Annotated in this window: 22 protein-coding genes; 13 read left to right on the forward strand and 9 right to left on the reverse strand. The window is 43.2% G+C overall.

Annotated features, from left to right (window positions below; translation table 11 throughout):
* Positions 1–77: 77 nt before the first annotated feature.
* The 5 genes from cysI (at position 78) to FN961_RS01530 (ending at position 6636) form a co-directional block, all read left to right on the forward strand.
* Positions 78–1811: an assimilatory sulfite reductase (NADPH) hemoprotein subunit gene (gene cysI, locus FN961_RS01510; RefSeq protein ID WP_143562773.1), complete on the forward strand. Its 1734-nt coding sequence runs from the start codon at positions 78–80 to the stop codon at positions 1809–1811.
* Positions 1789–2571: a phosphoadenylyl-sulfate reductase gene (locus tag FN961_RS01515; protein WP_143562774.1), complete on the forward strand. Its 783-nt coding sequence runs from the start codon at positions 1789–1791 to the stop codon at positions 2569–2571. Before cysI ends, FN961_RS01515 begins: the two co-directional genes overlap by 23 nt.
* An 881-nt stretch (positions 2572–3452) precedes the next feature.
* Entirely contained in the window at positions 3453–5183 is a 1731-nt protein-coding gene (locus tag FN961_RS01520; RefSeq protein ID WP_143562775.1) for a hypothetical protein, read from the forward strand.
* Between the two features lie 56 nt (positions 5184–5239).
* Positions 5240–5653: a DUF3010 family protein gene (locus tag FN961_RS01525; RefSeq protein ID WP_143562776.1), complete on the forward strand. Its 414-nt coding sequence runs from the start codon at positions 5240–5242 to the stop codon at positions 5651–5653.
* 125 nt (positions 5654–5778) lie between these two features.
* Positions 5779–6636, forward strand: coding sequence for a PA4780 family RIO1-like protein kinase (locus tag FN961_RS01530; RefSeq protein WP_143562777.1), 858 nt, complete (start codon positions 5779–5781; stop codon positions 6634–6636).
* A gap of 47 nt (positions 6637–6683) precedes the next feature.
* Here FN961_RS01530 and FN961_RS01535 read toward each other — a convergent pair whose 3' ends face one another.
* The 5 genes from FN961_RS01535 to FN961_RS01555 form a co-directional block, all read right to left on the reverse strand.
* On the reverse strand, positions 6684–7214 hold the full coding sequence (locus FN961_RS01535) for a peroxiredoxin family protein (protein WP_143562778.1): 531 nt from the start codon (positions 7212–7214) through the stop codon (positions 6684–6686).
* A gap of 67 nt (positions 7215–7281) precedes the next feature.
* Positions 7282–7656, reverse strand: a complete 375-nt coding sequence (locus FN961_RS01540; RefSeq protein WP_143562779.1) for a hypothetical protein — start codon at positions 7654–7656, stop codon at positions 7282–7284.
* An 80-nt stretch (positions 7657–7736) separates the two neighbouring features.
* Positions 7737–8084, reverse strand: a complete 348-nt coding sequence (locus tag FN961_RS01545; RefSeq protein ID WP_143562780.1) for a hypothetical protein — start codon at positions 8082–8084, stop codon at positions 7737–7739.
* Between the two features lie 64 nt (positions 8085–8148).
* Complete coding sequence (locus FN961_RS01550; RefSeq protein WP_143562781.1) at positions 8149–9624, reverse strand: S41 family peptidase; 1476 nt, start codon at positions 9622–9624, stop codon at positions 8149–8151.
* Positions 9625–9845: 221 nt separating this feature from the next.
* The gene (locus tag FN961_RS01555; RefSeq protein WP_373293336.1) at positions 9846–10871 is read right to left on the reverse strand and encodes a phospholipase A; all 1026 of its coding nucleotides are present in this window, start codon (positions 10869–10871) and stop codon (positions 9846–9848) included.
* A gap of 280 nt (positions 10872–11151) precedes the next feature.
* Here FN961_RS01555 and cobA point away from each other — a divergent pair, with 280 nt between their 5' ends.
* A complete protein-coding gene (cobA, locus tag FN961_RS01560) occupies positions 11152–11973 on the forward strand; it encodes a uroporphyrinogen-III C-methyltransferase (RefSeq protein ID WP_143562782.1) in 822 nt (273 codons plus the stop codon).
* Positions 11974–11977: 4 nt separating this feature from the next.
* Here the strand turns inward: cobA and FN961_RS01565 are convergent, their stop codons facing one another.
* The gene (locus tag FN961_RS01565) at positions 11978–12811 is read right to left on the reverse strand and encodes a TIGR03899 family protein (protein ID WP_143562783.1); all 834 of its coding nucleotides are present in this window, start codon (positions 12809–12811) and stop codon (positions 11978–11980) included.
* A gap of 42 nt (positions 12812–12853) precedes the next feature.
* The gene (locus tag FN961_RS01570) at positions 12854–14020 is read right to left on the reverse strand and encodes an MFS transporter (RefSeq protein WP_373293339.1); all 1167 of its coding nucleotides are present in this window, start codon (positions 14018–14020) and stop codon (positions 12854–12856) included.
* 230 nt (positions 14021–14250) lie between these two features.
* Here FN961_RS01570 and FN961_RS01575 point away from each other — a divergent pair, with 230 nt between their 5' ends.
* The 6 genes from FN961_RS01575 to FN961_RS01600 all read left to right on the forward strand — a co-directional run bounded on the left by FN961_RS01575 (position 14251) and on the right by FN961_RS01600 (position 21056).
* A complete protein-coding gene (locus tag FN961_RS01575; protein ID WP_143562785.1) occupies positions 14251–15636 on the forward strand; it encodes a hypothetical protein in 1386 nt (461 codons plus the stop codon).
* 50 nt (positions 15637–15686) lie between these two features.
* Entirely contained in the window at positions 15687–16838 is a 1152-nt protein-coding gene (locus FN961_RS01580) for an imelysin family protein (RefSeq protein WP_143562786.1), read from the forward strand.
* Between the two features lie 179 nt (positions 16839–17017).
* The gene (locus FN961_RS01585) at positions 17018–18667 is read left to right on the forward strand and encodes a di-heme oxidoredictase family protein (protein WP_229814593.1); all 1650 of its coding nucleotides are present in this window, start codon (positions 17018–17020) and stop codon (positions 18665–18667) included.
* Between the two features lie 191 nt (positions 18668–18858).
* Entirely contained in the window at positions 18859–19380 is a 522-nt protein-coding gene (hemG, locus tag FN961_RS01590; protein ID WP_143562788.1) for a menaquinone-dependent protoporphyrinogen IX dehydrogenase, read from the forward strand.
* Positions 19381–19404: 24 nt separating this feature from the next.
* Positions 19405–19941, forward strand: coding sequence for a cytochrome b/b6 domain-containing protein (locus tag FN961_RS01595; protein ID WP_143562789.1), 537 nt, complete (start codon positions 19405–19407; stop codon positions 19939–19941).
* A 98-nt stretch (positions 19942–20039) separates the two neighbouring features.
* Positions 20040–21056: a glycosyltransferase gene (locus FN961_RS01600; protein ID WP_143562790.1), complete on the forward strand. Its 1017-nt coding sequence runs from the start codon at positions 20040–20042 to the stop codon at positions 21054–21056.
* Between the two features lie 29 nt (positions 21057–21085).
* On the opposite strand, the gene FN961_RS01605 is transcribed toward FN961_RS01600, so the two are convergent.
* Together FN961_RS01605 and FN961_RS01610 are read right to left on the reverse strand one after the other, a co-directional pair.
* On the reverse strand, positions 21086–21748 hold the full coding sequence (locus tag FN961_RS01605) for a thiol:disulfide interchange protein DsbA/DsbL (protein WP_143562791.1): 663 nt from the start codon (positions 21746–21748) through the stop codon (positions 21086–21088).
* Positions 21749–21944: 196 nt separating this feature from the next.
* Positions 21945–22601 (reverse strand): DNA-J related domain-containing protein, encoded by a 657-nt coding sequence (locus tag FN961_RS01610; RefSeq protein WP_143562792.1) that lies wholly within the window; start codon positions 22599–22601, stop codon positions 21945–21947.
* 317 nt (positions 22602–22918) lie between these two features.
* On the opposite strand from FN961_RS01610, the gene FN961_RS01615 reads away from it, so the two are divergent.
* Complete coding sequence (locus FN961_RS01615; protein ID WP_143562793.1) at positions 22919–24571, forward strand: CHASE domain-containing protein; 1653 nt, start codon at positions 22919–22921, stop codon at positions 24569–24571.
* Positions 24572–24701 lie beyond the last annotated feature (130 nt).

Genomic DNA, 24701 nt, shown 5'->3' on the forward strand with positions numbered 1-24701 from the left:
AACTCTTAGCTACAAACCCTATAAAGAGGCAGCGCCATGATGCGTTGCACGAGTGAAGAATGAGTGAGGCTGTGGTCATGTCAGATGATAAAAGTGTAGAGAAAGTTGAAGAGTTATCGGTAAATGAATACCTGAAAACAGACAGTGATTTTTTGCGTGGAACGATTAAGGAAGGATTAGATACGGCGGTTACCGGATCTTTTAGTGAAGGCGATCAGCAGTTAATTAAGTTTCATGGTTTCTATCAGCAAGATGATCGTGATCTGCGTAATGAGCGTAAAGAGCAGAAGCTTGAGCCTCTCTATAGCTTTATGTTGCGTGCACGTGTTGCTGGTGGTGTTTGTACGCCTGAGCAGTGGTTGGGTGTTGATGAGATTTCATCGACCTTGACCAGCTCTAACAGTATCCGTTTAACCACGCGCCAAACCTTTCAATACCACGGGATCTCTAAGCGTAACTTAAGAACCCTGATCCAAAGTTTAGACAGAAAAGCACTGGATTCAATTGCTGCTTGTGGTGATGTAAACCGTAATGTGATGTGTAACCCTAACCCTGTCGAGTCTCGTCTTCACGAGCAGGCGTATTACTGGGCTAAGCAGTTATCGGATACTTATCTTCCCCACACTAAAGCCTATGCAGAGATCTGGTTAGGTGACGATAAAGTGATCACTCATGAAGGTGACACGGTTGAGCCGGTATACGGCAAAACGTATCTGCCACGTAAATTTAAGATGGCCGTTGCTGTACCGCCAGATAATGACGTTGACGTGTACACCAACGACTTAGGCTTGATTGCCGTTGCTGAAAAGGGCGAGCTAGTTGGCTTTAACTTGGTTGCTGGTGGTGGCATGGGCTCAACTCATGGTGAAGTGCAAACCTTCCCACGCCTTGCTGATGATTTTGGCTTCATTAAACCTGAAGATGTTTTGAAGTTTGCCGAAGCGGTGCTAACCGTGCAACGTGACTGGGGTAACCGCTCTAACCGTAAGCTCTCAAGACTTAAATACACCATCGTTAAATATGGTTATGAAGTCTTTAAAGCTGAAGTTGAGAAGCGTGCTGGTGTGAATTTTGAGCCTAAGCGTGATGTTGTGATCGGTGATCGCGGCGATCGATATGGCTGGATTAAAGGGGTCGACAGTAAGTGGCATTTAACGCTATTTATCGAAGGTGGCCGAATTAAAGATCTGCCTGGTCAGCCTCTGCAAACAGGATTAAGAGAGATCGCCAAAATACATAAAGGCGATTTCCGCATGACCTCTAATCAAAACTTTATCATCGCCAGTGTGGCAGAAGAAGATAAAGCAGAGATTGAAGCACTAGCAAGAAGTCACGGTTTGATGGGTAAGTTGATTACCGAAACCCGTGGTCGCTCTATTGCCTGTGTAGCTTTGCCGACATGTGCACTTGCCATGGCTGAAGCTGAACGCTACTTCCCAGACTTTCTGACCAAGGTTGAATCTTTGCAGGAGAAGCATGGCTTTCTTGATCAGGGCATAGTGATCCGCATGACGGGTTGTCCAAATGGATGTGCGCGTCCATTTGCTGCTGAAATAGGGTTAGTGGGTAAGGCGCCTGGTCGTTACAACTTGTACTTAGGTGCGAGTTTTGAAGGAACACGTTTAAATAAGCTATACCGTGAAAATATTCAAGAAGCTGAAATTCTGTCAGAACTCGATGGCTTGTTTGCCCGCTATGTGGCTGAGCGAGAGGAAGCAGAAACCTTCGGTAACTTCACGGTACGCATTGGTGCAGTGACAGCGGTAATTGATGCCGCTAAGGATTTCCATGAGCAGAGCAATCATGCCTGAATCAAGCAGTATTGATTCAATCGTCTCGAGTGATGAACTGCTAGCACTTCTCAGTGCTCCAGAAGTGGAGCAAAAGGGAGAGCTTGAGCGTATAAATGCTTTTTTAGCTGAATTAACACCAGCGCAGCGTGTTGCTTGGGCGCTTGAATATCTGCCGGGAAATCACGCGCTTTCATCCAGCTTTGGTATTCAAGGCGCGGTGATGCTGCACCTTGTGAGTAGCCAAAAAGCCGATATTCCAGTGATATTGACTGATACTGGTTACCTCTTTGCTGAAACGTATCGATTTATTGATGAGTTAACAGAGCGCCTTAAGTTGAATGTTAAAATCTACGCATCTGAGCTAACTCCAGCATGGCAGGAGGCAAGATTTGGCCTGTTATGGGAAAAAGGTTTAGATGGGTTAGATCAATATAATCGTATGAACAAGGTCGAGCCTATGCAGCGAGCGCTGAAGGAAAATGAAGTCGGCACTTGGTTTGCAGGTTTACGTCGTTCACAGTCAAGCACCCGTGAAGCTTTGCCTATTCTGGCGATTCACGGTACTCGTTTTAAAATATTACCTATTTTAGAGTGGAGTAACAAAGAGATACATGAGTACCTGACTGAGCATGACTTGCCTTACCACCCTCTGTGGGAGCAAGGTTATGTATCTGTAGGCGATACGCACTCTAGTAAGCCTTTAGAACTAGGGATGACTGAAGAGGAGACTCGCTTCAACGGCTTGAAGCGAGAGTGTGGTCTGCACTTTGAGATCTAGTTTCTAGTGAATACAATCGAACCACTTTTCTGTTGCAGATCAGTGGTTTTTTTATGTGATAAGTATGATGACTATTTCTGAAATTGTGGATAACTGGTCTGTTCAGTTAACCTTTCATTCGCTTGCTGCATAAAGCCTTGCGATTAAAATGTAAACTTTAGACTTAAATTTACGAATGTTTATACACTTTTACCCACAATGTTATGCACACTTGATCATTATGGTCTATAGTCATCAGTTCCCGTAGGTGGTTTTAGTATGCTGTTCTGTTTGGGTCCTTATGTGACCTCGTGATAACAAGGCCTTCCCGATATTAGTTGGCTTGGTTTCTGACCTTTAGGTCTTATAGAAATAGTCGATAGATATGACTTGTTATCACACGCAGAGCTGTCAGCAAACATAAGCTGCGTGTTGATTGACTTGTTAGCGCTTGTTTAATCGCAAACTTGGACCCCTGAATAGTCCGCTGTGGCTATTCAGGTAATATAATTAAATCCCCCCATCAACTTCCCTGTTAATGATTCTCGCTCATGAAGCGCTTTACGTCGTGGCTGAATTCAATTTGCAGCAGAGTCTTGTATGCTCCATAGAGATATGGAACATGTCTTTAAAGCGTATAAACACTTATAGGCCATGGAAGTCAGGTTCAGGAGGTAGGGTAACGCAGGTGCTGTTGCCGAGGAGCTTTTAAGAGCCTTGCTTCTGACGTGCTAAATTCTCGCTGAGCGATCACATCTTTATACTGATAGGGATTATCCTGCTCAGTGCTCCCCTCCCTTTTAGGGACTTGATATAGTATATTGAACCGTTAATGCCTTTAGGAATGGAATATCTAAGTAGAGCTTAGATATAAGAATTTTAATTTAAATGGAGTTTGTTGGATGAAGAAAATATTAATTGCCGCTGCAGTGATTGCAACGGGTGCTGCCGGATATTGGGTTAGTCAGGATATGGGATCAAATGGTGAACAGAATGCCATATTAACGTATGTTCCAGCCGATACGCCTGTTTTTTCTGGTCAATTAACGCCATTTCCTATTAAAGCTTATATCAACTCAGTTGCTCAAAGTTACCAAAACTACCCAGATGATATGTTCGCTGAACTCGAAGAGTCCGATGATGCTAGGGCTAAGTTCATGTTGAGTTTGACTCAAACTTATATGGAGAGCTTGGAGAGTGGTGATAAATTTATTTCTACTTTTGGTCTTCCTGAACAGATGCGTAGCTACTTTTACAGTTTGGGTCTCTTGCCTGTGGTTAAGCTCGAAGTTGAAAAACCTGATGCGATATGGGCTGTGTTAGATAAAGCAGAGAAAGAGAGCGGCTTTACTCACGAGAAAAAGAGCATAAAAGGTCAAGAGTACCGTGCATATACACTGACTGATCCGGGTGAACCCGAAGCGATTAGCTTACTGTTTTCTATCAGTAAGGGGATTCTAACAGTCACATTGGATAGTGCTTTTAATCAGCCAGAGACCGTTGCAACAGCACTGGGTCTTGCGCCAGTAACCAACTCTTTAGCCGATTCAGGCATATTGCAAGATATCATGAAGACCCACGGTTTTAATGGTGACGGTATTGGGTATATAAATCATCAAGAGTTGATAAAAGCGATCACGACGACAGATGGCAATCAATTAGCAAGACAGCTTACTGCATTGGCTGAGCTGGAAGGGGAAGACCCTTTCGCGATTGTACGTTCAAATGAGTGTCATACAGAGTTATCGGCAATGGCTGCTAATTGGCCTCGCACTGTATTTGGTGTCAGTAATGTCTCTATTAGCGACACACAGAGCCACATGGAATTGGCCACTATTGTTGAGAGCAAAAATCAGGTGATGCTCGACGCATTGTCATCTATGCGAGGTTTTATTCCAGAGTATATTCGCAATAACAATGATTCTGTGTTCTCAATGGGGCTAGGTATCGATGTGAGTCAGCTTGTGCCTGCATTAACTTCTATCTGGGATGACATGCTAACACCGCAATATCAGTGTGTGGTGTTGCAAGAGGTACAAGAGGAGATGTCAGGCCAGAGCCCTGCAATGCTAGGCATGTTTACCGGCATGGTCAATGGCGTAAAAGGGGTGGCGGTTTCACTTATTGGCTATAAGTTTAGTGATGACCAAGATAACCCTGCACTTGATAGTTTGGATGCGATAATCAGTTTATCTACCGAGAACCCAAGCATGCTGTTTAATATGCTTAAGCCTTTTGCCCCGGAATTAGCGGATATTCAATTAGCTGATGGAGGCGAAGCCGTTGATCTCTCCTATTTGTTGCCTCTTCCGCCTGAGTTTGCAATAAAACCTATGATGGCAGTTAAAGGTGATCACTTAGTGATTTACACTGGAAAAGTTGGCGAAGAGAAAGCCAATGATCTGGCGAATGAAGCATTAAGTAATAATGGGCTTTTCTCTCTAGCAGTCGATTATGGCAAGATGCTCACCCCTGTGATTACCTTTGCTGAGATGAGCGGAGAGCCATTACCTGAAGAGTTGTTAATGATGGAGGACTATAATATGCAGGCTAAAATGGGTATAGACATTAATCCAACAGGTATCATTTTCGATTCTATTGTGGATAGCAAAGTGACAGTAACAACTAAGTAAATACGTTAATATAGCCAGCTAAGCTGGCTTTTTTAGACATTAGGAACCGTTAAGCTATGCCGATAGCAGGTATGTTTTTAAAAGCAAATGAAGTGCGTGTTGTGACATTGTCAGGTTCACGTTCAAGTCATCAGTTAGTGTCACCTAAAGTAAATAAATTGGCCTTGATAAAGAATCCAAGTCAGAGTGAAGTCATCCAGTTTGCAGAGACTATTCGTGCCTATTGTGTAGAGCATAAGATTGAACAGATTGTCTTGAATCGTAGAGCGACATCAGGGCAAGGCGCTGGTGGTGCAGGAACCTTCTTAATGGAGGGGGTTATTTTAGCCATGGCGCCGACAAAAGTAGACTTTGTACATCCGGCAACAGTCAGGGCAACAGATAAAAAAACTGCTGAGTTTAAAGGTTTAAAGCCTAAAACGGTCGATCTTGGTAAAGCTTACGACTTAGCATTTGAATTACTTACTTAATTTTTTTAGTTTATTGCATTTTAAACTCAGTGAAACTTGAAATTTACTGAGTTTGAGCTCATTTTTCTTTAAGGATTAATGGGTTTGATATTCCATCTAAGCCTTAAGTAAGGTATAAGAGCGCTATGAAAATTCCAAAACGTATCCAGCCTCTCGTCGATGAAGGCTTAGTAGATGAAGTCCTTCGTCCATTGATGAGTGGCAAAGAAGCCGATGTCTTCGTTGTCCGCAGTGGTGGCGATGTGCGTTGTGCAAAAATTTATAAAGAAGCTGAGAAGCGCAGCTTTAAGCAAGCGGTTCAATATCGCGAGGGGCGCAAGAGCCGTAACAGTCGCCGCTCTAGAGCGATGGAAAAAGGCTCTAAATTTGGCCGTAGTGAGCAAGAGTCTGCTTGGCAAAATGCTGAAGTGGATGCTCTGTATCGTTTGGCGAATGCCGGAGTGCGTGTTCCACAACCTTATGGATGCTTCGACGGTGTGCTCTTAATGGAGCTTATCACCGATGATGATGGTTTTGTCGCACCACGCCTTAATGACGTTACTTTAACGTCTGAGCAAGCGCTTGAGCAGCATGAGACCGTGATGAAAGACGTACAGCGTATGTTATGTGCTGGGTTAATTCATGGTGATCTTTCTGAGTTTAATGTTTTATTGGACAGTTCTGGCCCAGTCATTATCGATCTGCCTCAAGCTGTTGATGCAGCAGCCAATAACAACGCAAAACGTATGTTAGAGCGTGATGTGAATAACATGACTCAATACTATGGTCAGTTTGCGCCTGAGTTGCTAGAGACTAAATACGCTAAAGAGATGTGGGCTTTGTTTGAGTCAGGAAAACTAAAACCTGAAACTGAGCTAACGGGTGTGTTTGTCGAGAGTACTAAAGCGGCCGATGTTGACTCTGTTCTTGCTGAAATTGAAGCGGCTTTCGATGAAGAGCAAGAGCGTAAAGAGCGTATTAGAGAAGCGTCTGAAGAAAATTAATTGAGTTCTCCCTAGGGCTATCGTTAGCCTTCGGGAGAGACTTTATGCTATCCCTTTTGTTTTTCAACTCCCAGTTCAGCTAAGTTTGCGGCAATATCTTCGGCCGCAGTTTCTGCATTAATATCCTCATCTATTTTCAAAATCTTGCCATCTTTATCGATGTAAAACGTCACTCTACTTGCCACGCGAACAAAGTTAAGTACGTCATAGGCTTTAGCCGTTTCTTTTGTCGGATCGCTTAACATGGGGAAGTCAGCTTTTTGCTTCTTGGCAAAATCTTGGTTGTCTTCTAAGTCATCGACACTGGCCATCATATACACCGCATTATACTCACGAATTAAATGACCTTTTTGAACCAGAGAGCGACACTCTAACGTGCAACCATGGGTGTTTGCCATCGGGTACCAGGCGAGCACTAATGCTTTTTCACCAGCATAGTCACTGAGTTGATAGAAATCACCATCGGTTGATTGAAGTTTAAAGTTTGGCGCGGTATCGCCGACTTTAAGATCGGTGGCCATTAAGGTTAAAGGACTGATGGATATCATGACTAATAGTGTTTTTAGAAAAGCTTTCATGTGAGCTATACCTGTGAATTCTAATGTTATCTCACTAGATTAGCATATTTGCTTATTTATATCGCAGTTAGGAGAGGTTAGCGCTAAGGGTTAATTGTATTTTGCTATCACCTTCAACGAGTGTGGTGAGTTGCTCACCAGATTCAATCGTCATGATCTGTTGTGCTGTGTGAATTGAGTTAGTCTGGTTTATGATGACTAAGCTATGAACTTGAATGAGGTTAGCAGAGAGAAGGGTTGGCGTAAGTGTTATTGCGACCTTATCATTTTTGATAAGCAGCTCATTATCTATCAAGATTTGATCGCTTGTGTCGATTAAACAGCTGCCCTCGAACAGAAGTTGAAGAGTGAGAGCCAAGTTTGGCTTGTTTTCTAACTCAAACTTCTCTGCTTGCTTCTTGAATTGTGCATTGAGATAAAACCCGCCAATCGGACTGCTCATCTTGCGATTCCATATGCTTTATGTGCCATTCAAAAGCTGAACTGGCAATAACTTATTTCCCATTATTCACACCAACTCTACTATGCATTTTTGTCATTTTCTAGCTCAATGAGCATATTCGCATAATTAATCCAGTCTATAACCAAGGACTTAATCAACATTTGAGTGCCAGGATCTACATTTGGATGTATCTCTTTAGTCTTTAATGTTTCGATAATGTACCTAACTTCTAATGGGACAATGTTGACCCTGAAGTTATCTCTTGGACTCGGATTATTATCGACTTGAGGGTTAATGGGGCCGGACATCTGATTTTGAACAACCAGTGCCAATGCAGGGTTCACATCTCGTAGCATGGCGACCGTCATACGAAGTGCGCCGCGATTGAAGGTATCCGCTCTTGGTATAAATTTGCCCTTATTTGGCATCGTTAATATTGCTCCTTAAGATAAGGCCAGAGTGCTTAGGCCCTTTGTCTGTAAGTATATCAATTCAGTTCTTTGTGGCAGTAACATAAGACTGAGATAATTTGCCCTTATTCTGATTGATCGCTTGTTCATTAAGCAGAGTGTTCAAAGTTTGCCAATGAAGCGGCTCATTTTCTGTGTGCTGAATGTCTGGTTGAGTACCAACACCTGATATCAACTTGCCTTGGTTACTGTAGTTAAGGCTGGTTGTGAGCTCGATACTTAGCTTACTGTTGGGCAAACGGAAACGATAGTGTTTACCGATATCCCCTAGCGTTTTTTCACCGACTAAAGTGACTCTGGACCAGTTTCTTGCTAGATAAGCCACCCATTCGCACTCTTGTCTACATTGGGGGCCAATCAGCAGGACAAGTTGATTGGATCGTGAGTGTTTGCTAGGCAAAGCTTGGTTTTTTCTACCGTAGAGTTGACTAAAATGATCAGTGTGCTGACGCTCAATCTCTTTTTTCACTTCAGAAATCTGTATCTGTTCAAAGAAGGTGAGTTCATCTAATGGGCGAAAGTAATCAGGCCTTAAATAGTCACTTTTGAAGTCGATAGAGCGTCGATATTGGGCGAGGGTGAAAACGGGATTAACAGCGTTCTGGCTGACCCTATTTAAGGGCGTAGGATCTGCAAATTCGTTTATCAGCATGTTTAATAATGTGTTGCTGACTCCACTCGCTTCTCTTAGATCTAAGAGGGTTAATGGATTCTCAAATGCGAGTTTAAGTTCGGATTGCATCAAGTTATCTGTCGCGAGATTGTTTAAGTCTGTGATCTTAATTGGGACGGCGGTCTTATCTAAACTTGTGAGTGACAGCTCCTGATAAACAGGTGCTAATTTGAGAGGAATCGTTAGTTCAAGCTGTGATTTGGAGTCTTCTCCATTGCTAAGCGAAAGGGTGAGGGTTTCAGCTGACTCTATGCCCATTTCTGTCCTTAATATATCTATCTGTGACAGCCATTGACGTTGAAGTCTTACGCTCCCTTGCTGTGATTTAGGCATAAAGTGTTTAGCGGTGCTGAGCCAACGGGAAATAGGAATGCCATCGATATGAGTGACAAATGGGTGCTCAAGCGCTAGTGGGTTATCGAACGTATCAAGTGCAAGCCAGAAGTCACCCATAGGCCTTAATGTAAAAGGAAGTTGGCCTGTCGGCGTTATATCAGGAGAGAGGTAAAGCCCAGGATCGTCTAGTTGAGCTAATAATTTCACCATCTCTGTATGAAATTGATTGGCGTCTATTTGGACAGGGTAACGATAGCAAAGGTAGTCTATTTTTTGCTTAATTTTTTGCAGGCGTGAGGGGTCAAGACTTGTAAACGCCGAATGCCGTTCGATCTCATAAAATAATGAGTCGAGATCTTGTTGCATTTGGTTATAGCTTAAGCTCGTTTTTAAGGTGTTATCTACTAGCATAAAACGTGAGAGCTGCAGAATACAAAGGAGTAAGCAGATACCAAATATGTTAACTATATCTTTAAACCCAAAGGTCATATCACTCCTTGATATGCTAAGCAATATTGAGAGTTCTCAATTGAGGATGAAAGCTGGCACATCTTTAAAAACCAGCTTAATACACTATAGCCCATCTACGCTTCTTTGAAGGTCTAATCTCTGTGTTTACAACTCTATTTAAGCTTGCTTTCTGGGGTAAGTAAGTACTTAATCTTTTCTTGAAAAAGCACTTGTCTTATCCCATTGCTAACACATTACTTTTAAAGAATATCGTTTATCGATACACCAATGCCTATTCGTTGTGTGTGGGCGTTGTAATCGATTAAGCTTTCGCCGTAACCATTAAAATACTGGGTGTAAATCCTTAGCTGACCAATGATAGGGTAGCTCCAAGTGGCTTCGAATGCGCCATAATTCGGGCTGGATAAGTTGTTTCTTAGCATCATCGTAAACCTATGCTCGTCGATCCCATAGATGCCAGTCAGCTCAAAGTTACCCATGTAGTCTTCGATATCTGGATTATCATCACCTTCAGGAGAAGTAGGGGTTTCTTTTTCATCTTCAGGTAGGCGCCACCAAACTTTTGCAGCCAAGGCGAATGGGCCACTATCAAATACCATGGTACCGTAGAGTCGATTCCAACTACGAGAAAGGCTACCTGATTTACCGTTTGATTGGTGGGCTGCACCCACTCCCCAGAAGGAGTTACGTAATGGACCTAGCTGCCAATCATTGTTGAACATCATAAATATCTCAGGTTCATGATTGGTTTCACGAAAAGGTGAGGAGATATCCTTGTTGTAGACCTGCCAGTAGGATTGGTTCGTGTAGGCAACAAAGAGGTGACCATTGTCACCGAAGACGTTGTACATCAAGGGAAACTTAAAGCTGACCTGAAATTTAGCCTCTACGTTATCTAGCCCTAATGAGCGCTCAGCCATATCTTTATCGAAAGGGGCTGTATTCGGACTGGTGTTATAGGTTGCCGGCAAAATATAGTTGACGTTATGGGGCGTCATTACAAAAGGGAGTTCAGAGGTGGCCAGTTCATCATGTACGCGTTCATCGACGAGCGAGGTTTTATGTACTCTCTCAACTGAACTGTCATCCTTTTTAGTGTTAACAGACTTTTGCGCTTGGGGGCTTTCAGTTTTTTGTTTATGTTCTTTAAAATCGTGCTCTTTAATATCATGAGCATAAACAGATGATGACAAAGCAAGACTGGGTAGGAGGGCCAACAATAAACGGCTTAATGGTATCTTCGGTAGGTTTTTCAGTGTCTTCATAAGTCATCCATGAAAGATCATAATTATTTTTATTGTGGCGAATATTACCTTTCTATTGCGCTTTTTAATAGGCGTCTATAAACAGTTGCTTAATATAGTAACAACTATTTCCTTACACTGTAGTACTGATAAACAGGCATTAACCTGCTGTTATCGAGTTAGATTTCGTTTATTTTCTGTCTTAAATAACTAAAAGGAATAAAGAGTAAGAAATAACTATTTATTAAGTTATAAGTAGGCAGGTATATTTTACGGTATAGAGTCATGTGTGGAGTAAGAGATGGACATCGTAAAGTTACCCGGTCAAAGAGCTGGTGGAAAGGTATGGTTAGTCGGAGCGGGGCCTGGAGATGTTGAGCTATTAACGCTTAAAGCATACCGGATCCTGAAAAGTGCCGATGTCGTACTTTACGATGCGCTCGTCAGCGATGACATTATGGCCCTCGTCCCTCAAGATGCCGAAAAAATAGCTGTGGGCAAACGTGCGGGTAAACACAGCGCGGCACAGGATGAAATTAATCAATTACTGGTGACGAAAGGCTTCACTCGTAAGAATGTTGTTCGCTTAAAAGGAGGCGATCCTTTTATTTTCGGACGTGGTGGAGAGGAGTTGCAAAGCTTGGTCGAAGCAGGACTTGAGTTTGAGGTGGTACCGGGTATCACAGCTGCAAGCGGCACATCAGCCTATGCTGGGATCCCGCTGACACACAGAGATTATGCTCAGGGTGTTTCATTTATTACTGGTCACTGCCAACTAGAAACTCGTCCTATGGATTGGAACGCTTATGCCAATCCCAATAATACCTTAGTTATTTATATGGGGATCCTGAATGCGGGTTTGATTAAGACAGGGCTAATGGATGCGGGACGCGGGGCTGATACGCCAGTAGCCATCGTATCTAAAGCGACGACAGCCGATCAACGACGCTTTATCGGTACTCTAGGTGAGTTGGATGCGCTAGCCTCGAATCCAGAGCTTAAGATGCCCGCTTTGATGATTATCGGTGAAGTGGTAGAGCTGGCGGATACGCTACATTGGTTCAACCCCAACGCCGATAGTGAACTTATGGAGATGGGTGTTGAACTGGAAGACAGGCTTTAAAGGGTTATTCAATTCTAAAATCTTTAGCGAACAGTGCACGAAAGGCTTTAATATATTCCGAGTCCGCTTTAGGCTGAATAAGTTGAGTTAATTCATCACCAATGGGCGTTAAACGGTAATAGGTCAATAATAGATGCCCACTCTTAGGTGTGAGTTTCATCGTTTCTGATAAGAGCGTGAAGCTGATAGAGTTTTTGCTATTGAGTAAACCCGTTTCAAACTCTCCGCGATGCAGTATTCCTGCATCCACTAAGGTCAAAATGCTTGAGTAAGGCATGCCGAAATTAGAAAAGCCGATATTAATAGGGGCTGACTTACGAAATAGCTGTCCTATTCCTCCCGTATAACGATAGCCATTAATCAGTTTTAATCGTGTTTCCCCATTTACTTTTATGGCCATTCCTAACGCTTTTTCAAAGGTTTGGGCTTCTTTATGGGTGAGCTGTTTCAAAATAGAGAGAGTACGTAAGCTAAAGTTACCGGGTTTGGTGATCTCGTTGGCTAAGATACGTCCCCACAACTCTTGCATTTTTCGATTATGTATCTGTTCGGCAAGCTGAAAAAATTGATGAGCCCAATCGGGATCGAGATCAACTCCAGTGACGTCCGATGGCGTATGGGTTAGAGCGATAGCGTAGATTGTTTCAAGGTTTGCTTGGTAGCGGCTCAGTAACTTATGTTGTCTGTGCTGAGCGCGCTCGACAATTGAAGAGTTACTTGGTCGGTACTCATCTTCACTGCCCAACCCGAGTTGATGCCCTAATAACAGGGCCTTTTTACGGGCCGATACATCGGGTTGAGCCGATTTTTTCTCGCTTACTTTTACCAATTCCGCCATCGCTGTCTCTGTACTATTTTTATTATTGTATTAAATATTAACTTAATCTGCTTGATTGATAGATTTTTTGTCTCGATTTTTTGAAGTTAAGCTCCAAATGACTTCATTTCCTTGGGCTGGTGCGCTGGGGATATTTCTCGCTAAAATCAGTGAGCAGATGGCAAAACCAGCACCGATATAGAATACCGCTTCAGGTGAATGTAACCAGAGTAAACCAAGTAAAGCTGGGATCACTACAGCTGCGATGTGATTAATGGTAAAGCTGACGGACATCGTGGCGGCGATATCTTTACCGTCGGCTATCTTCTGGAAGTAAGTTTTAATGGCAATAGCCATAGCAAATAATAAGTGATCAATAACATAAAGCGCAGCAGCCATTTCAGGCTGTTCTACTAAGGCGTAGCTAACAAAGATGAGGATTAAGCCAATGTATTCTATTGTCAGTGCGTTTCGCTCGCCTATGCGGCCGATAAAGCGACCGATAGCCGGGGCAAACAGCAAATTAACCACATAATTGATGAGAAAAAGAGCGGTGATCTCGCTGATACTATAGCCAAACTTCTCTACCATCATAAATCCGGCAAAGACCATAAAGATCTGTCGTCTGGCTCCAGAGAAAAAGGTTAGCAGGTAATAGAGCCAGTATTTCTTTCTTAATATCAGTTTTTTATGCTGAACCTCACCCACCTCAAATTTCGGAAAGTAGAGCGTAATGGTGATCACCATGATGAGCCCTAAGCTGCCAATAAGTGCGTACATCCAAACATAATCTAACTGAAGCCAAGTCATCACTATCCAGATACTGGCATAACCTGACAGCGCAGCAGCAGAGCGCCATGCCAAGGCTTTGCCCAAGAAACTGGCGGTCTCTTTTTTGTCGATCCACTGTAAAGTCAGCGATTGGTTGATGGTTTCGAAATAATGGAACCCGATCGACATAATCACGGTGGTTAAATAGAGCCCAAGTACGCTGGGGTAAAAACCAGTGATCGCAACGCCAACACACAGTATTGCGAGTGACAGTAAAGCAAAAGATTGCTCTCGGATCAGAATAAGAATGAAGATGGCAGTGAAAGCGAGAAACCCTGGAACCTCACGTAAACTTTGTAAAATACCTATTTCTGCACCGGTAAACTGGGCTCTTTCGATGACAAAGTTATTCAGTAGCACCTGCCATACAGAGAAAACCAATGACATGATAAAGGTCATCCATAGCAGCAGTTTTTGTGGGTTTTTACTCACTTGAGGATCCATCTAGTAATTAATGACTGTTATTCATGCGATTGTATCATTATCTAGCCCCTATTTTTCACACATCTGTGACGTGATTGTGAACTTATTGCAAAAAGTAATGTAAATTTTAATGAAAATGATTCGCATTTGAGTTAATTTGTTCCGCAAATTCAGGGGAAGCTGTTAAATCAGTGCGGATAAAATTGATGAAGACCAAGTTAAGTTTACTGGCTATATGCATTGCCAGTCTGAGCAGTGGCTATGTTTCTGCAGCGCCAGATCCAGTTAAGTTGCAACAGGCTATCGAGAAACAAGAACGAGAGCTTAAACAGCTTAAAAAGGACTTGGCTGAACTGGCTGCTCAGCAAAACATACAGCGTGAAGCGCAAGCAAAACAAGCTGAAGTGATAAAGGGGGCTAAGCAGGAGATCGCTAATAACAAATTCAGTAAGTTCAGCTTTTCATCCTACGGCAGCGTCAATTACACCAGTGATGAGTATTATGAAAATGTGCAAGATACCTCTCCTGAGCGCCGTGGTCGTTTTGATCTAGAACGCATAGTCACAGAATTTGGCTACCAGTTTAATGATGAATGGGACATGGAAGTTGAAATTGAGTATGAGCATGGTGGCACCGGTGCTTCTCTTGAATATGATGGTTTCGATGAGTTTGGTGAGTTTGAGTCAGAGATTGAAGCTGGCGGTGAGGTGATGATTGAGAAAGCACAACTTCGCTACCGTCCAAGCGATGCCTTTGGGGTTAAGTTCGGTAATATTCACCTCCCCATTGGCCTTTCCAGTATTTTACATAAGCCAGATCAGTATCTGACGGTTCTGCGCCATCGCAGTGAAGCTGCAGTGTTGCCTGCGGTTTGGAACGAGACCGGTGTTGGAATTTTTGGTGAAGTGGCTAATTTCCACTATCAGGCTCAGGTTGTTAGCGGCTTAAATTCAGAATATTTCAGAACCTATGATTGGGTGGCATCAGGTCATCAGAAGCGGTTCGAGCATGTTAATGCCGATGACCTTGCATATGCGGTACGTCTAGATTATGGCTCTTTTAAAGAGGGCACAGCCTTAGGTGTGGCGTATTACTACGGTAACACGTCAGGAAATCGCCATAAGAGCAACAAGGTTTCTGGCGATGGTGTAGTGAGTATTCTTGCCCTGTCTGGTGCATTTGTACAAGGTCCATGGATCCTTCGTGGCCAATACCTAAATGGAAGTTTGAGCGATTCAGATGCGATTACTCAAGCAAACAAAACTACGCCAGGACTTAAACCAGGTAATTTTGCGCAGCTTGGATCTAAGTCAGAAGCTTTCTTTGTTGAAGCGGGTTTTGACTTAAGTGAGTACACCTCTGTGCCAGTCACAGTGTTTGCCAATATCGATTATTCAAATCCCCTAGCCGAAGTTGAAACCGGCACAGCCACTAAGCGCTATGAAAATACTTGGACTAGCGTGGGTGTTAACTATTCCCCTATTCCGGAAATAGTGATCAAGGCTGAAGCAGGCAGACAACAAGTTGCTGTTGCTTCAATACCTGATACGAACTTTTTTGCTCTTGGTGTCGGCTATCAATTCTCGCTGTGATCTCACAGCAACACAAAAATCATAATAAATTAAGTTATTTGGAGTTTTACATGAAACAGGTTAAATACTCAGCCATTGCAATTGCACTTATCACAACACTCGCAGCCTGTGGTGGCTCAGGAAGCGACAGTTCTACTCCTGTTGTACCTGACAATACCTTTAGTTTTGCCGCGACTGAGATGATCACCAATTTGACCGATGATGTCATCATCAGTGGCTATAGCAATTTAGCGGCTAAAGGCGAAGCCATGCTACTTGCAACTGAAACGCTGGTCGCAACGCCAACTCAGGCGAATCTTTTGGCTGCACAAGAAGCGTGGAAGGCTGCACGTCAGCCATGGGAGCAAGGTGAGTCTCATATCTTTGGTCCTGTTGATTCATTGGGTATCGATCCTCATTTAGATAGCTGGCCTTTAAATACAACGGATTTAACGACAGTTTTAGCCACTAATTCAGGCTTCGATCCTGAGACCATTAAAGGCTGGAATGATGATGTACAGGGTTTCCATGCGATGGAGTTCCTGCTGTTTGGTGATGGTCTTAACGATAATGAGAAAGATATTGCTGAGTTGTCGGCAACTGAACGTGATTACCTAATGGGCCTTGCGGGTGTGTTTCGTGACTATACCAAGGTATTGGATGATGCGTGGCAGATAAGCCACGATGGCCAAGCTGGAAGCCAGCCTTATGGTGAATTAGTTAAAACACCGGGTACGGCTGAAAATACCTTCTACAGCTCTCAAGTGGGTGTCATTGAAGAGTTGGTGAACGGCATGATTGGCATTGTCGATGAAGTCGGTAACGGTAAAATTGCAGATCCGTTTGGTGCTACGTTAGCGGCTGCTGATACGTCTAAAGTGGAGTCTCAGTATTCTTGGAACTCGTTAACGGATTTCAGTAATAACATTATTGGTGTGCGTAATGTTTACCAAGGTGAGTTTTCTGGTGCTGCTGACAAGCAAGGCATCGTGGACTTCGTTGCCGCTGGCGATTCAGTACTTGCTAGCAGAGTCACCGCTGAAATTGATGACGCGATTATTAAAATCTTAGCTATTTCAGGTTCTAACAACATGCCTTTCCGTCAAGCTATCTCAGATGTCGATGGGCGTGTCAGAGTTCAAACTGCTGTTGATGCCCTAACTAAACTGCAAGCAAGCCTAGAGTCTGATGTTCTTCCGCTGCTTAAAAAATGGAAGGTGTAAGCAACTCGACCTTACCTCAAGTTAAGGTCACGTAGTGGTTAATTAATACTGCAAAGTAACAAAACATATGGAGGCGTTGGATAGTCTCCATTTTTTGACTTTAAAAGCCTTACAAAAAGAAAGGACTAGCTCAGGATAGGGCTAGGCTTTCATCTTTAAGACAGTTGTGTGAGATGACAATGAAAAATATTAAAAGAGATAGATTGAGTCTTAGATTTTCTTCTAAACCTTTAGGTTTAACCTTGGCAGCCTGCATCGGGCTCACCGCCTGTGGTGGCTCAGGTGATGAAGTTGTGACACCCAAGCCCGATGAAAAAGTATATCCAGCGTATACCGACATTAAAGCCAGCGGCGGTGAGACCACCACATTTGATGCATCAGAGTCGGGACATGGTTTTTCAACGCCAGCTCCTAATCTGTCCACTGCTGATTTAGCGCATCATTTGGAAGGGGATCTTGGTTTCGAGACCGCTTTTACCACAGCCCCTAATGTTGAACATCCAGATCTCGATGGCTTAGGGCCAGTATTTAATAATGCGGATTGTAACTCTTGTCATCAGCGCGACGGTCGTAACTCAACACCAATTGTACCAGCAGATAAGGAGCGCATTAAACTGGGTTCTGAAGCTGGGCTGTTTTTGCGGATAAGTAAAGCTGCTGCACAGGCATGTACTAGCGGTAATGCGGCTAATGACTATTGTGCCCCACCGGCAGTGCCTAATTTTGGTGGTCAGCTATTTCATCGTGGCGTGCTCAAGGCACGTCCTGATTGGGAAGATAATCTATTTGGCGGTCAAGCGGATGTTTATCTGTCCTATGAAACCAAACAAGTTACTTACTCAGATGGCAACGTCGTCACGTTAAAGAAGCCTTTATTTGCTGTTGAGAATCCTTATGACGCGCCCGGCGAGACCTTAAATAGTGCCAACCTAACATCAGATCTGCTTCAAGATGACGTGCTGATGGGGTGGCGTAATGGCATGCCTGTATTTGGTTTGGGCTTGCTGGAAGCGATACCTGAAAAGGATATTCTTGCCTTAGTTGATGCCTCCGACTCAAATGGCGATGGTATCTCAGGTAAAGCTAATTTTGTTTTTGACGCAGTAAAAGCACAAGCGGGAGATAACGATCCTGTGTCGCTTGGGCGATTTGGTTGGAAAGCCAATACACCGAGTGTTCGTGTGCAATCGCTTGGTGCTCTACGTGGTGATATTGGCATCACTAATCCCTTGTTTCCTGATGAGAGCATTACCGGAACAGCGCTTCATGATAGCTACCTAACCCGAACGGGATTTACCGATACAGGTGAAGATGAAAATGGTGCGCCTGAAGCCAGTGCCGAATTTAGCGATTCTGTGGTTTTTTATGCAGAAACCTTAGCGGTACCAGCAAGGAGAAATGTCGATTCGCCTGACGTACGTGAAGGTGCACGTCTGTTTGAACAGGTCAATTGTACCGGTTGTCACAAGGCGAGCTTTGTGACCAAATCATCGGGTGAAATAGGTGGTGTGGCTATGAGCGATGCGCTTAAAGGGCAAACTATCTACCCGTTTACCGATATGCTACTGCATGACATGGGTGAGGGGCTTGCTGATGGTCGTCCCGATTTTCTTGCTGATGGTAACGAATGGCGAACTCGTCCTCTATGGGGAATAGGTTTGACCCAAACAGTTAATCCACAAGCGGGTTTTTTACATGACGGGCGAGCGGCGACTGTCGAAGAAGCGATTCTCTGGCACGGCGGAGAAGCAACGACTAGCCGAGATGGTTTTATGGCGTTAAGCATCGATGAGCGTAAGCAAGTTATTGCATTCTTGATGTCTCTGTAGCGTTATTCAAGATGATAAGACGCAGCGATTCAGTGTAAGTTGAATCGCTAGGTTTATTTTATTAAAACAATTTGTGATGGAGGTAAAGCTAACACTGATTTTGACAATAGTTGCCGTGATCTGTTTCAAGTAAATTCAGTGATATATACCTTATTATAGGTAGGTGTAAATTTACCTTGAGGTACCAGTCGGTGAGCAAAATCTTAATTATATATTCGAGTGTGCATGGACAAACTCGTAAGATCTGTGAGTGTTTACAGAAGCAGTTTATTGCCTTGGGAAACGAAGTGGTTATTAGTTGCTTAGCTGAGTGTCCAGATCTTGCCGACTTTGACAAAATTGTTCTTGGCGCCAGTATTCGACACGGTAAACATAATCCCAGTGTTTATGATTTTGTTACTCAACATCGCGCTATTTTAGACACTAAAATCACCAGCTTTTTTTCGGTGAATTTAGTGGCTCGTAAACCCGCAAAAAATACCCCTAAGACTAACCCTTACATGCTGGCCTTTATTGAAAAGAGTGAGTGGCAACCCAACTTGCTTCAGGTATTTGCTGGTAAGCTAAATTATCAAGGTTATGGTTTTGTGGACCGTAATGCTATTCGATTTATTATGTGGCTAACCAAGGGACCTACGGATGCTCTGACTAATATAGAGTACACCGATTGGGATAAAGTCGATATCTTTTCCCGTGAGTTTAGTGGGCTTTAAATCCAGTTTAATGGAGCGATCGCCATGGTAAGCATTACAGCACAAATACGAAAAATGTATGCTCGGTATAGCGAGTATCAACATCTACTGATCATACTTTTATCTCTTTACCTTATTTTGACCAGTAGTTGGATATTGATGGGGCGTAGCTTAAGAGCAAACGCTTCATTGTGGGATATGACTCATGTTTATCTTGGGTTGCTCACCACTCTACTGGCTTGCCTATTTTTGTTGGCGAACTGCATTCGGGGTAAATGGCAGCAGTATTTTCCTTGGTTACTGGGAGATATCACTCAATTAGTGAGAGACTGTAAAGGTGTGTTTAAGGGCAATCTCCCTGTCAGTGGTGGTCGTGGGCTTTTTAGTTGTGTCGAAGGCCTTGGCATGCTGCTTTTAGTGGGAGTCGGCTTAACGGGGTCCTTGTGGTTTGTCTTACAGGGCAGTTCAGATGCACTATTCTGGCGTAACTATCACATCATTTTTGCGAAAGGCTTTATTGGCTTTATTGCTATACACATCTTATTTGCTTGCCTGCATCTATTAGATTTCATTAGAAATTGATCTACACTCAGCTATACGGATAAGGTTTCTTAGTTGAGGTAACTTTGCGGCCAAGAGTGATCCATCTTGTCGATGATAACAAACTGGGTGGAGTCAACTTGGCTCTAAAGAGTTTGTGCGAGTCAAAATTAGCCAAAGATTTTGATTTTTCTATCCTCCAAGTCAATCTCAAGTTTTGGCTTCCTCAACGGTATGAGGCCGATATTCTGGTTATTCATGCCGCGGCTTCTTGGCGTAAGTTGCCAGGATTTATTCTGCTAAAACTGTTAAATATCGGCACACCTATTTTTTACCAAGAACACCATTATTGCGAAGGGTTCATTTTTCATGAAAGCCGCAGTCACTGGCGTTTTTTCTTAATGCTAAAACTTAGCTACTTCTTGATGGATAAAGTGTTGGCTGTCTCCATCGCTCAAGGGTGTTGGCTACTTGAAAATCAATTATTGAAGGAGAGAACGCTGGTTGTTTTAAAGCAGGGAAGGTCGGTCAATGCCATGCTCTCTTTGCCTAAAAAGCCACTCTCTTTACCATTGCAGCTAGGTGCATATGGTCGATTTCATAAACAGAAAGGTTTTGATCTTCTTATTCAGGCAATGTCTAAGTTGCCCGCTGACAAAGTGGAGTTAAGACTGGCTGGAAGTGGAGAGATGTTGCCACGGTTGGAGTCTATGGCTGCAGGGCTTGAGAATGTAACCTTGATAGGGGAAATTGAGAATGTGCCTTTGTTCTTATCCTCATGTGATGCCGTGGTGATCCCTTCACGCTGGGAACCTTTTGGTTTGATCTGCCAGGAGTCTATTGCGGCTGGTAAGGTGATAGTGACAAGCTCTGTTGATGGTTTGCTGGAGCAGGTCCAGGTGTTAGCGAAGACGAGAGGAAATGACGGGCATCTGGCGGTTATGCTTACGGATCTAACTTCGGCGAGTTTAGTTCAGACACTAGAGAGTTTGATTGTTCAAGCTGAGCAGAAGCTTGAAAAGTGTGGGGCAGATGTTAGTTTTTCAGACTTGAGCGATGAAGAGCGGGCTTTAGCTGCTAGGCGCTGGCCTCAGTTGTTGAATGACTGGCAGTCATTGCTTATTTCTGAACTGGAGAAAGGCAAAAGGCCCCAATAGGAGCCTTTTTGACTAGTTTGCATAAATGCTTATTTGTGCTCTAGCGCTAGGTAATTAATTAGGTCAATCAGTTGACCTAAAGAGCGGATTTCACCCATGTTGACAGCATATTTATCATTGACGATAAAGGCTGGAACACTTTGAATGCGAAACTCGCGTTGTTGTGCGCGCCATAATGCTATCTTGTTGTCGACCTTTTTACTGTCAGCAATGCTGTCGTACTGCTTAGCATCGATACCGTTAGCAGCGAAAACCTTTTTGATGTCATCACGGTTATTAAGTTCAGGCTTTTTATGAGGCGTGGTCTCGTTAGCATGGTCATGCCCATGAGCTCCCTCTTCACCTTGAATTGCAGCAAACATGGCGTGAGTTAACTTATCACCAGCGTTAAGCTCTTGGATAACCGCTAGAGAACGCATCACTTCAGTGCCGATTTCGCTGTTCATAAAGTCAACGTGCTTGCTATCAAACTTCACGTTTTTATTTAGGTTAGCTTTAATGTCACCTAGGTACTGAGTTTCCATATTGAAACAGTTATGGCAGTAAAAAGAGTAGAACTCAGTTAGTTTAGGTTGGGTACTCGCAGCTTTGTCAGATACTTGGGTAAAGTGCTTACCTTCAATAAATTGTGCGGCGAAGCTGCTCAATGGTGCGACGGCTAATGTTAACGCTAATGCAATATGTTTAATCAATCTATTGTCCTCAAAAGTGGCAGGCTGAAGATGGTTTTACTCTCTAGCTGTATCTGTCATGTAGACAAAAAAGCCAGCAATATGCCATACGGTGCCTAATAAATTCAGCATAAAAGCTTAAGCTTAATTATGACTGAATTTCACTATGGAAACAGCGTGAGGAGTGTGACTTAGGTTGGAGTTAGCTACATTTCTATCATTTCACGCGTAAAGTTTGCCATGCTTCACAAACTTGGCGAAATTGAGCCGCGTTACCATCGGGCCGGTCTGGGTGCCATTTTAAGGCGAGTTTTCGCCAGCGACGACGCACTTCTCTATCTGTGGCGTCTAAGTTGAGGTCAAACACCTTCAGTGCCTTATCTTTATGCATTAGGTTTGGGTTGGTACCTATATAGTCTTCATATCGGCTCCAGAATGACTCCAACATCTCCTTGATGATATTGGGGCAAGTATCATAGTTTATCCAATTCAAATAATACTCACGTAACGCATCATCTTCTCTCAGGCTGGATTCAAGGTTGGTCGGAATTATTTTAAAGACTTGGATCTCCATGGCTTTAACTTGTAACCAATGCTCAGGTAGAAGAATGGACTGCAGCTGAAAAAGAGCATTCATCAATAGGAAGTTACGTTTGAAGAGGGCTTTGTCTTGATCCTCGTCAAGATCTTGCATCAAGCCCTTTTGTTGAAGCTCGGTCGCAAGCAGGTGAACTTTCCAACTGTGATTAGAATTTTGTAGCAGACTGAATACTGGCCAGATTAGCGGATTATCCCCTTTGATGTTTGAGATCCCATCTTGTGAGTCGCTCGTGATGAGCGGAGATGTTTGGGATATTTTTTTGGCAGATAGCATAAGTTATTCATCCTGAATTGACAATTGTTCTGAGTCGCAGAGCTAGGGAAGAAAGCTCTATTTGTTGTGACTATGACACAAGCGATCCGGAACGCAAGTGAGTAATGATTAAGAGATACTTGAACTCCTTGTCCTCTTAATTATGGCCTAATTTAGCTATAAGGGTGAATTTGATTTATAGCCGTTAAGAACTAGTCTCAATGGAGGTCTATTTGTTTTTATGTAAGCTCATATTTGTCTAAGCACAGTGTTGCACCTGTCTGAGAAGAATAGGGCCATCTTTATTAATATTTATAAAGTAAGCAGAGTGCCTACCTATGATGCCTAGCGATAAGGCTTTTTCGCATAAATGTCTTCTATTGTCAGTATTGATTGGTTTACTCGTGGCCGGATTAAGCGGTGCGATGTTTTATTATAAAGAGCTCGATGCGATTGGAGTTGATTTTAGACGAGGTGTTGAAGGTAAAACCACAGCCGTGGAGCGAGAGTTAATCGCAAACCTTGAGGTGCTGTTTTCGCTTGAAAGTTTATTTACCAGTTCTGAAGAGGTTAGCGCGACTGATTTTACCAATCTAGCTAATGGCTTTCTGGTCAGACACCATGCTATTCAGGCATTGGAGTGGGCGCCTAGAGTGACGGGAGCTGAAAGAGAGGAGTATGAGCGCGCGCGTAGACTGGACTTCCCTGATTTTGAATTTACCGAGCGAGAATCTCAAGGGAGTATGGTTAAAGCGGCCAAGCGTGACGTTTATTTTCCTGTCTACTTTGTTGCTCCAATTGAAGGCAATGAAGTGGCATTTGGTTTCGACTTGGCTTCAAACGCAAATCGATTAAGTATGATAGAAAAGTCTCGGGACTTAGATCTGACACTTGCCACTCAAAGCATTACCTTAGTTCAGGAGGTCTTCAATCAAAAAGGCTTTTTGATTTTAATGCCTGTGTATGCAGGTGATGCTAGAACGATAGCGAAACGTCAGGAAAAATTATTAGGGTTTGTTATAGGTGTCTACCGAATTGCCGATATTGTTGAGTCAGCGATAAAGCAAACAGGGGCTAAGGGTATTAACTTAAAGCTTATTGATAACACAGGTATTGATGCTGAACTTCTATATGCAAATTATCCGAGTGCTCAAGCGTTAGATCATTTGTTACTCTCTTTTGCTTACACTATCCCACTCAGACGAATTGGTGGGAGGCAATGGACGGTGATCGCGACCCCTAGTCAAGGCTATGTAGCTGAACGTCAGAGTTTATTCCCCTTTTTCGTCGGTGTGTTTGGCTGTATTTTTGTGCTTCTTGGTGGCGGTTATATCTATATTGCTATTGAGCATTCAGGGCGTATTAGGCAAGAATCTGAGAAGCGAAGTCGTGAGCTAGAAGAGGCAAAGATAGCACTTGAGGAGCAGTCATTAACTGATGATTTGACCCACATAGCAAACCGAAAGTGTTTCGATATTCGTTTTGAGGAGGAGTGGGCAAGGTCGGTACGTGATGGAAGTTCATTGTCACTAATCATGATCGATATCGATAGTTTTAGGCTGTTTAATGAGACTTATGGCTATGCAAGTGGCGATAAGTGCTTACTGGATTTGGCCTATAAATTGTCAAAGATGCCGAATCGGACCACAGACCTTGTGGCACGTTATGGCGGTGATCAATTCATTATTTTGTTGCCCAATACAGATGAACCGATTTTATTGGCTGATAAGTGTCGCATCAATATCGAGAAACTCCACATTGTGCATGAGGCTTCATCTGTTTCAGATTATGTGACCATTAGTCTTGGAGTTATCAGTGTCGTGCCTACGCAGAAAAATTATCCTGCAGATTCTATGCTTAGCGTTAAAGAACTATTGAACCAGTCTAAGAAACTGGGGAAAAACCGAGTGAGCATTGGCAGTGATGTTATCTCGGCTAAAAAAGGTGACATTCTTAAATTTAAACACTTCTCCAAGAATTCAGGAGAGTAATTATCTTTACACGATCTTGAAATTATTCCCATCTCTGCAGCAATAAATTCCACAGAACGTTCACATTATGATGTCAATAGGTATAGGATAGGATCGTACTGATATTCAGTTTTAGTATGATTGGCTTCTA

Origin of the sequence: Shewanella hanedai (assembly GCF_007197645.1) — a bacterium.
Lineage (GTDB): Bacteria > Pseudomonadota > Gammaproteobacteria > Enterobacterales > Shewanellaceae > Shewanella > Shewanella hanedai.

What these genes read in the sequence shown, in the direction of transcription:
- FN961_RS01555 (WP_373293336.1), bottom strand. Translation starts at nt 10,871, where the DNA reads ATGAAGACACTGAAAAACCTACCGAAGATACCATTAAGCCGTTTATTG.
- FN961_RS01610 (WP_143562792.1), bottom strand. Translation starts at nt 22,601, where the DNA reads ATGCTATCTGCCAAAAAAATATCCCAAACATCTCCGCTCATCACGAGC.
- FN961_RS01565 (WP_143562783.1), bottom strand. Translation starts at nt 12,811, where the DNA reads ATGGCGGAATTGGTAAAAGTAAGCGAGAAAAAATCGGCTCAACCCGAT.
- FN961_RS01515 (WP_143562774.1), top strand. Translation starts at nt 1,789, where the DNA reads ATGAGCAGAGCAATCATGCCTGAATCAAGCAGTATTGATTCAATCGTC.
- cysI (WP_143562773.1), top strand. Translation starts at nt 78, where the DNA reads ATGTCAGATGATAAAAGTGTAGAGAAAGTTGAAGAGTTATCGGTAAAT.
- FN961_RS01575 (WP_143562785.1), top strand. Translation starts at nt 14,251, where the DNA reads ATGAAGACCAAGTTAAGTTTACTGGCTATATGCATTGCCAGTCTGAGC.
- FN961_RS01525 (WP_143562776.1), top strand. Translation starts at nt 5,240, where the DNA reads ATGCCGATAGCAGGTATGTTTTTAAAAGCAAATGAAGTGCGTGTTGTG.
- FN961_RS01535 (WP_143562778.1), bottom strand. Translation starts at nt 7,214, where the DNA reads ATGAAAGCTTTTCTAAAAACACTATTAGTCATGATATCCATCAGTCCT.
- FN961_RS01550 (WP_143562781.1), bottom strand. Translation starts at nt 9,624, where the DNA reads ATGACCTTTGGGTTTAAAGATATAGTTAACATATTTGGTATCTGCTTA.
- FN961_RS01520 (WP_143562775.1), top strand. Translation starts at nt 3,453, where the DNA reads ATGAAGAAAATATTAATTGCCGCTGCAGTGATTGCAACGGGTGCTGCC.
- cobA (WP_143562782.1), top strand. Translation starts at nt 11,152, where the DNA reads ATGGACATCGTAAAGTTACCCGGTCAAAGAGCTGGTGGAAAGGTATGG.
- FN961_RS01545 (WP_143562780.1), bottom strand. Translation starts at nt 8,084, where the DNA reads ATGCCAAATAAGGGCAAATTTATACCAAGAGCGGATACCTTCAATCGC.
- FN961_RS01570 (WP_373293339.1), bottom strand. Translation starts at nt 14,020, where the DNA reads ATGACCTTTATCATGTCATTGGTTTTCTCTGTATGGCAGGTGCTACTG.
- FN961_RS01595 (WP_143562789.1), top strand. Translation starts at nt 19,405, where the DNA reads ATGGTAAGCATTACAGCACAAATACGAAAAATGTATGCTCGGTATAGC.
- FN961_RS01580 (WP_143562786.1), top strand. Translation starts at nt 15,687, where the DNA reads ATGAAACAGGTTAAATACTCAGCCATTGCAATTGCACTTATCACAACA.
- FN961_RS01585 (WP_229814593.1), top strand. Translation starts at nt 17,018, where the DNA reads ATGAAAAATATTAAAAGAGATAGATTGAGTCTTAGATTTTCTTCTAAA.
- FN961_RS01530 (WP_143562777.1), top strand. Translation starts at nt 5,779, where the DNA reads ATGAAAATTCCAAAACGTATCCAGCCTCTCGTCGATGAAGGCTTAGTA.
- FN961_RS01540 (WP_143562779.1), bottom strand. Translation starts at nt 7,656, where the DNA reads ATGAGCAGTCCGATTGGCGGGTTTTATCTCAATGCACAATTCAAGAAG.
- FN961_RS01615 (WP_143562793.1), top strand. Translation starts at nt 22,919, where the DNA reads ATGATGCCTAGCGATAAGGCTTTTTCGCATAAATGTCTTCTATTGTCA.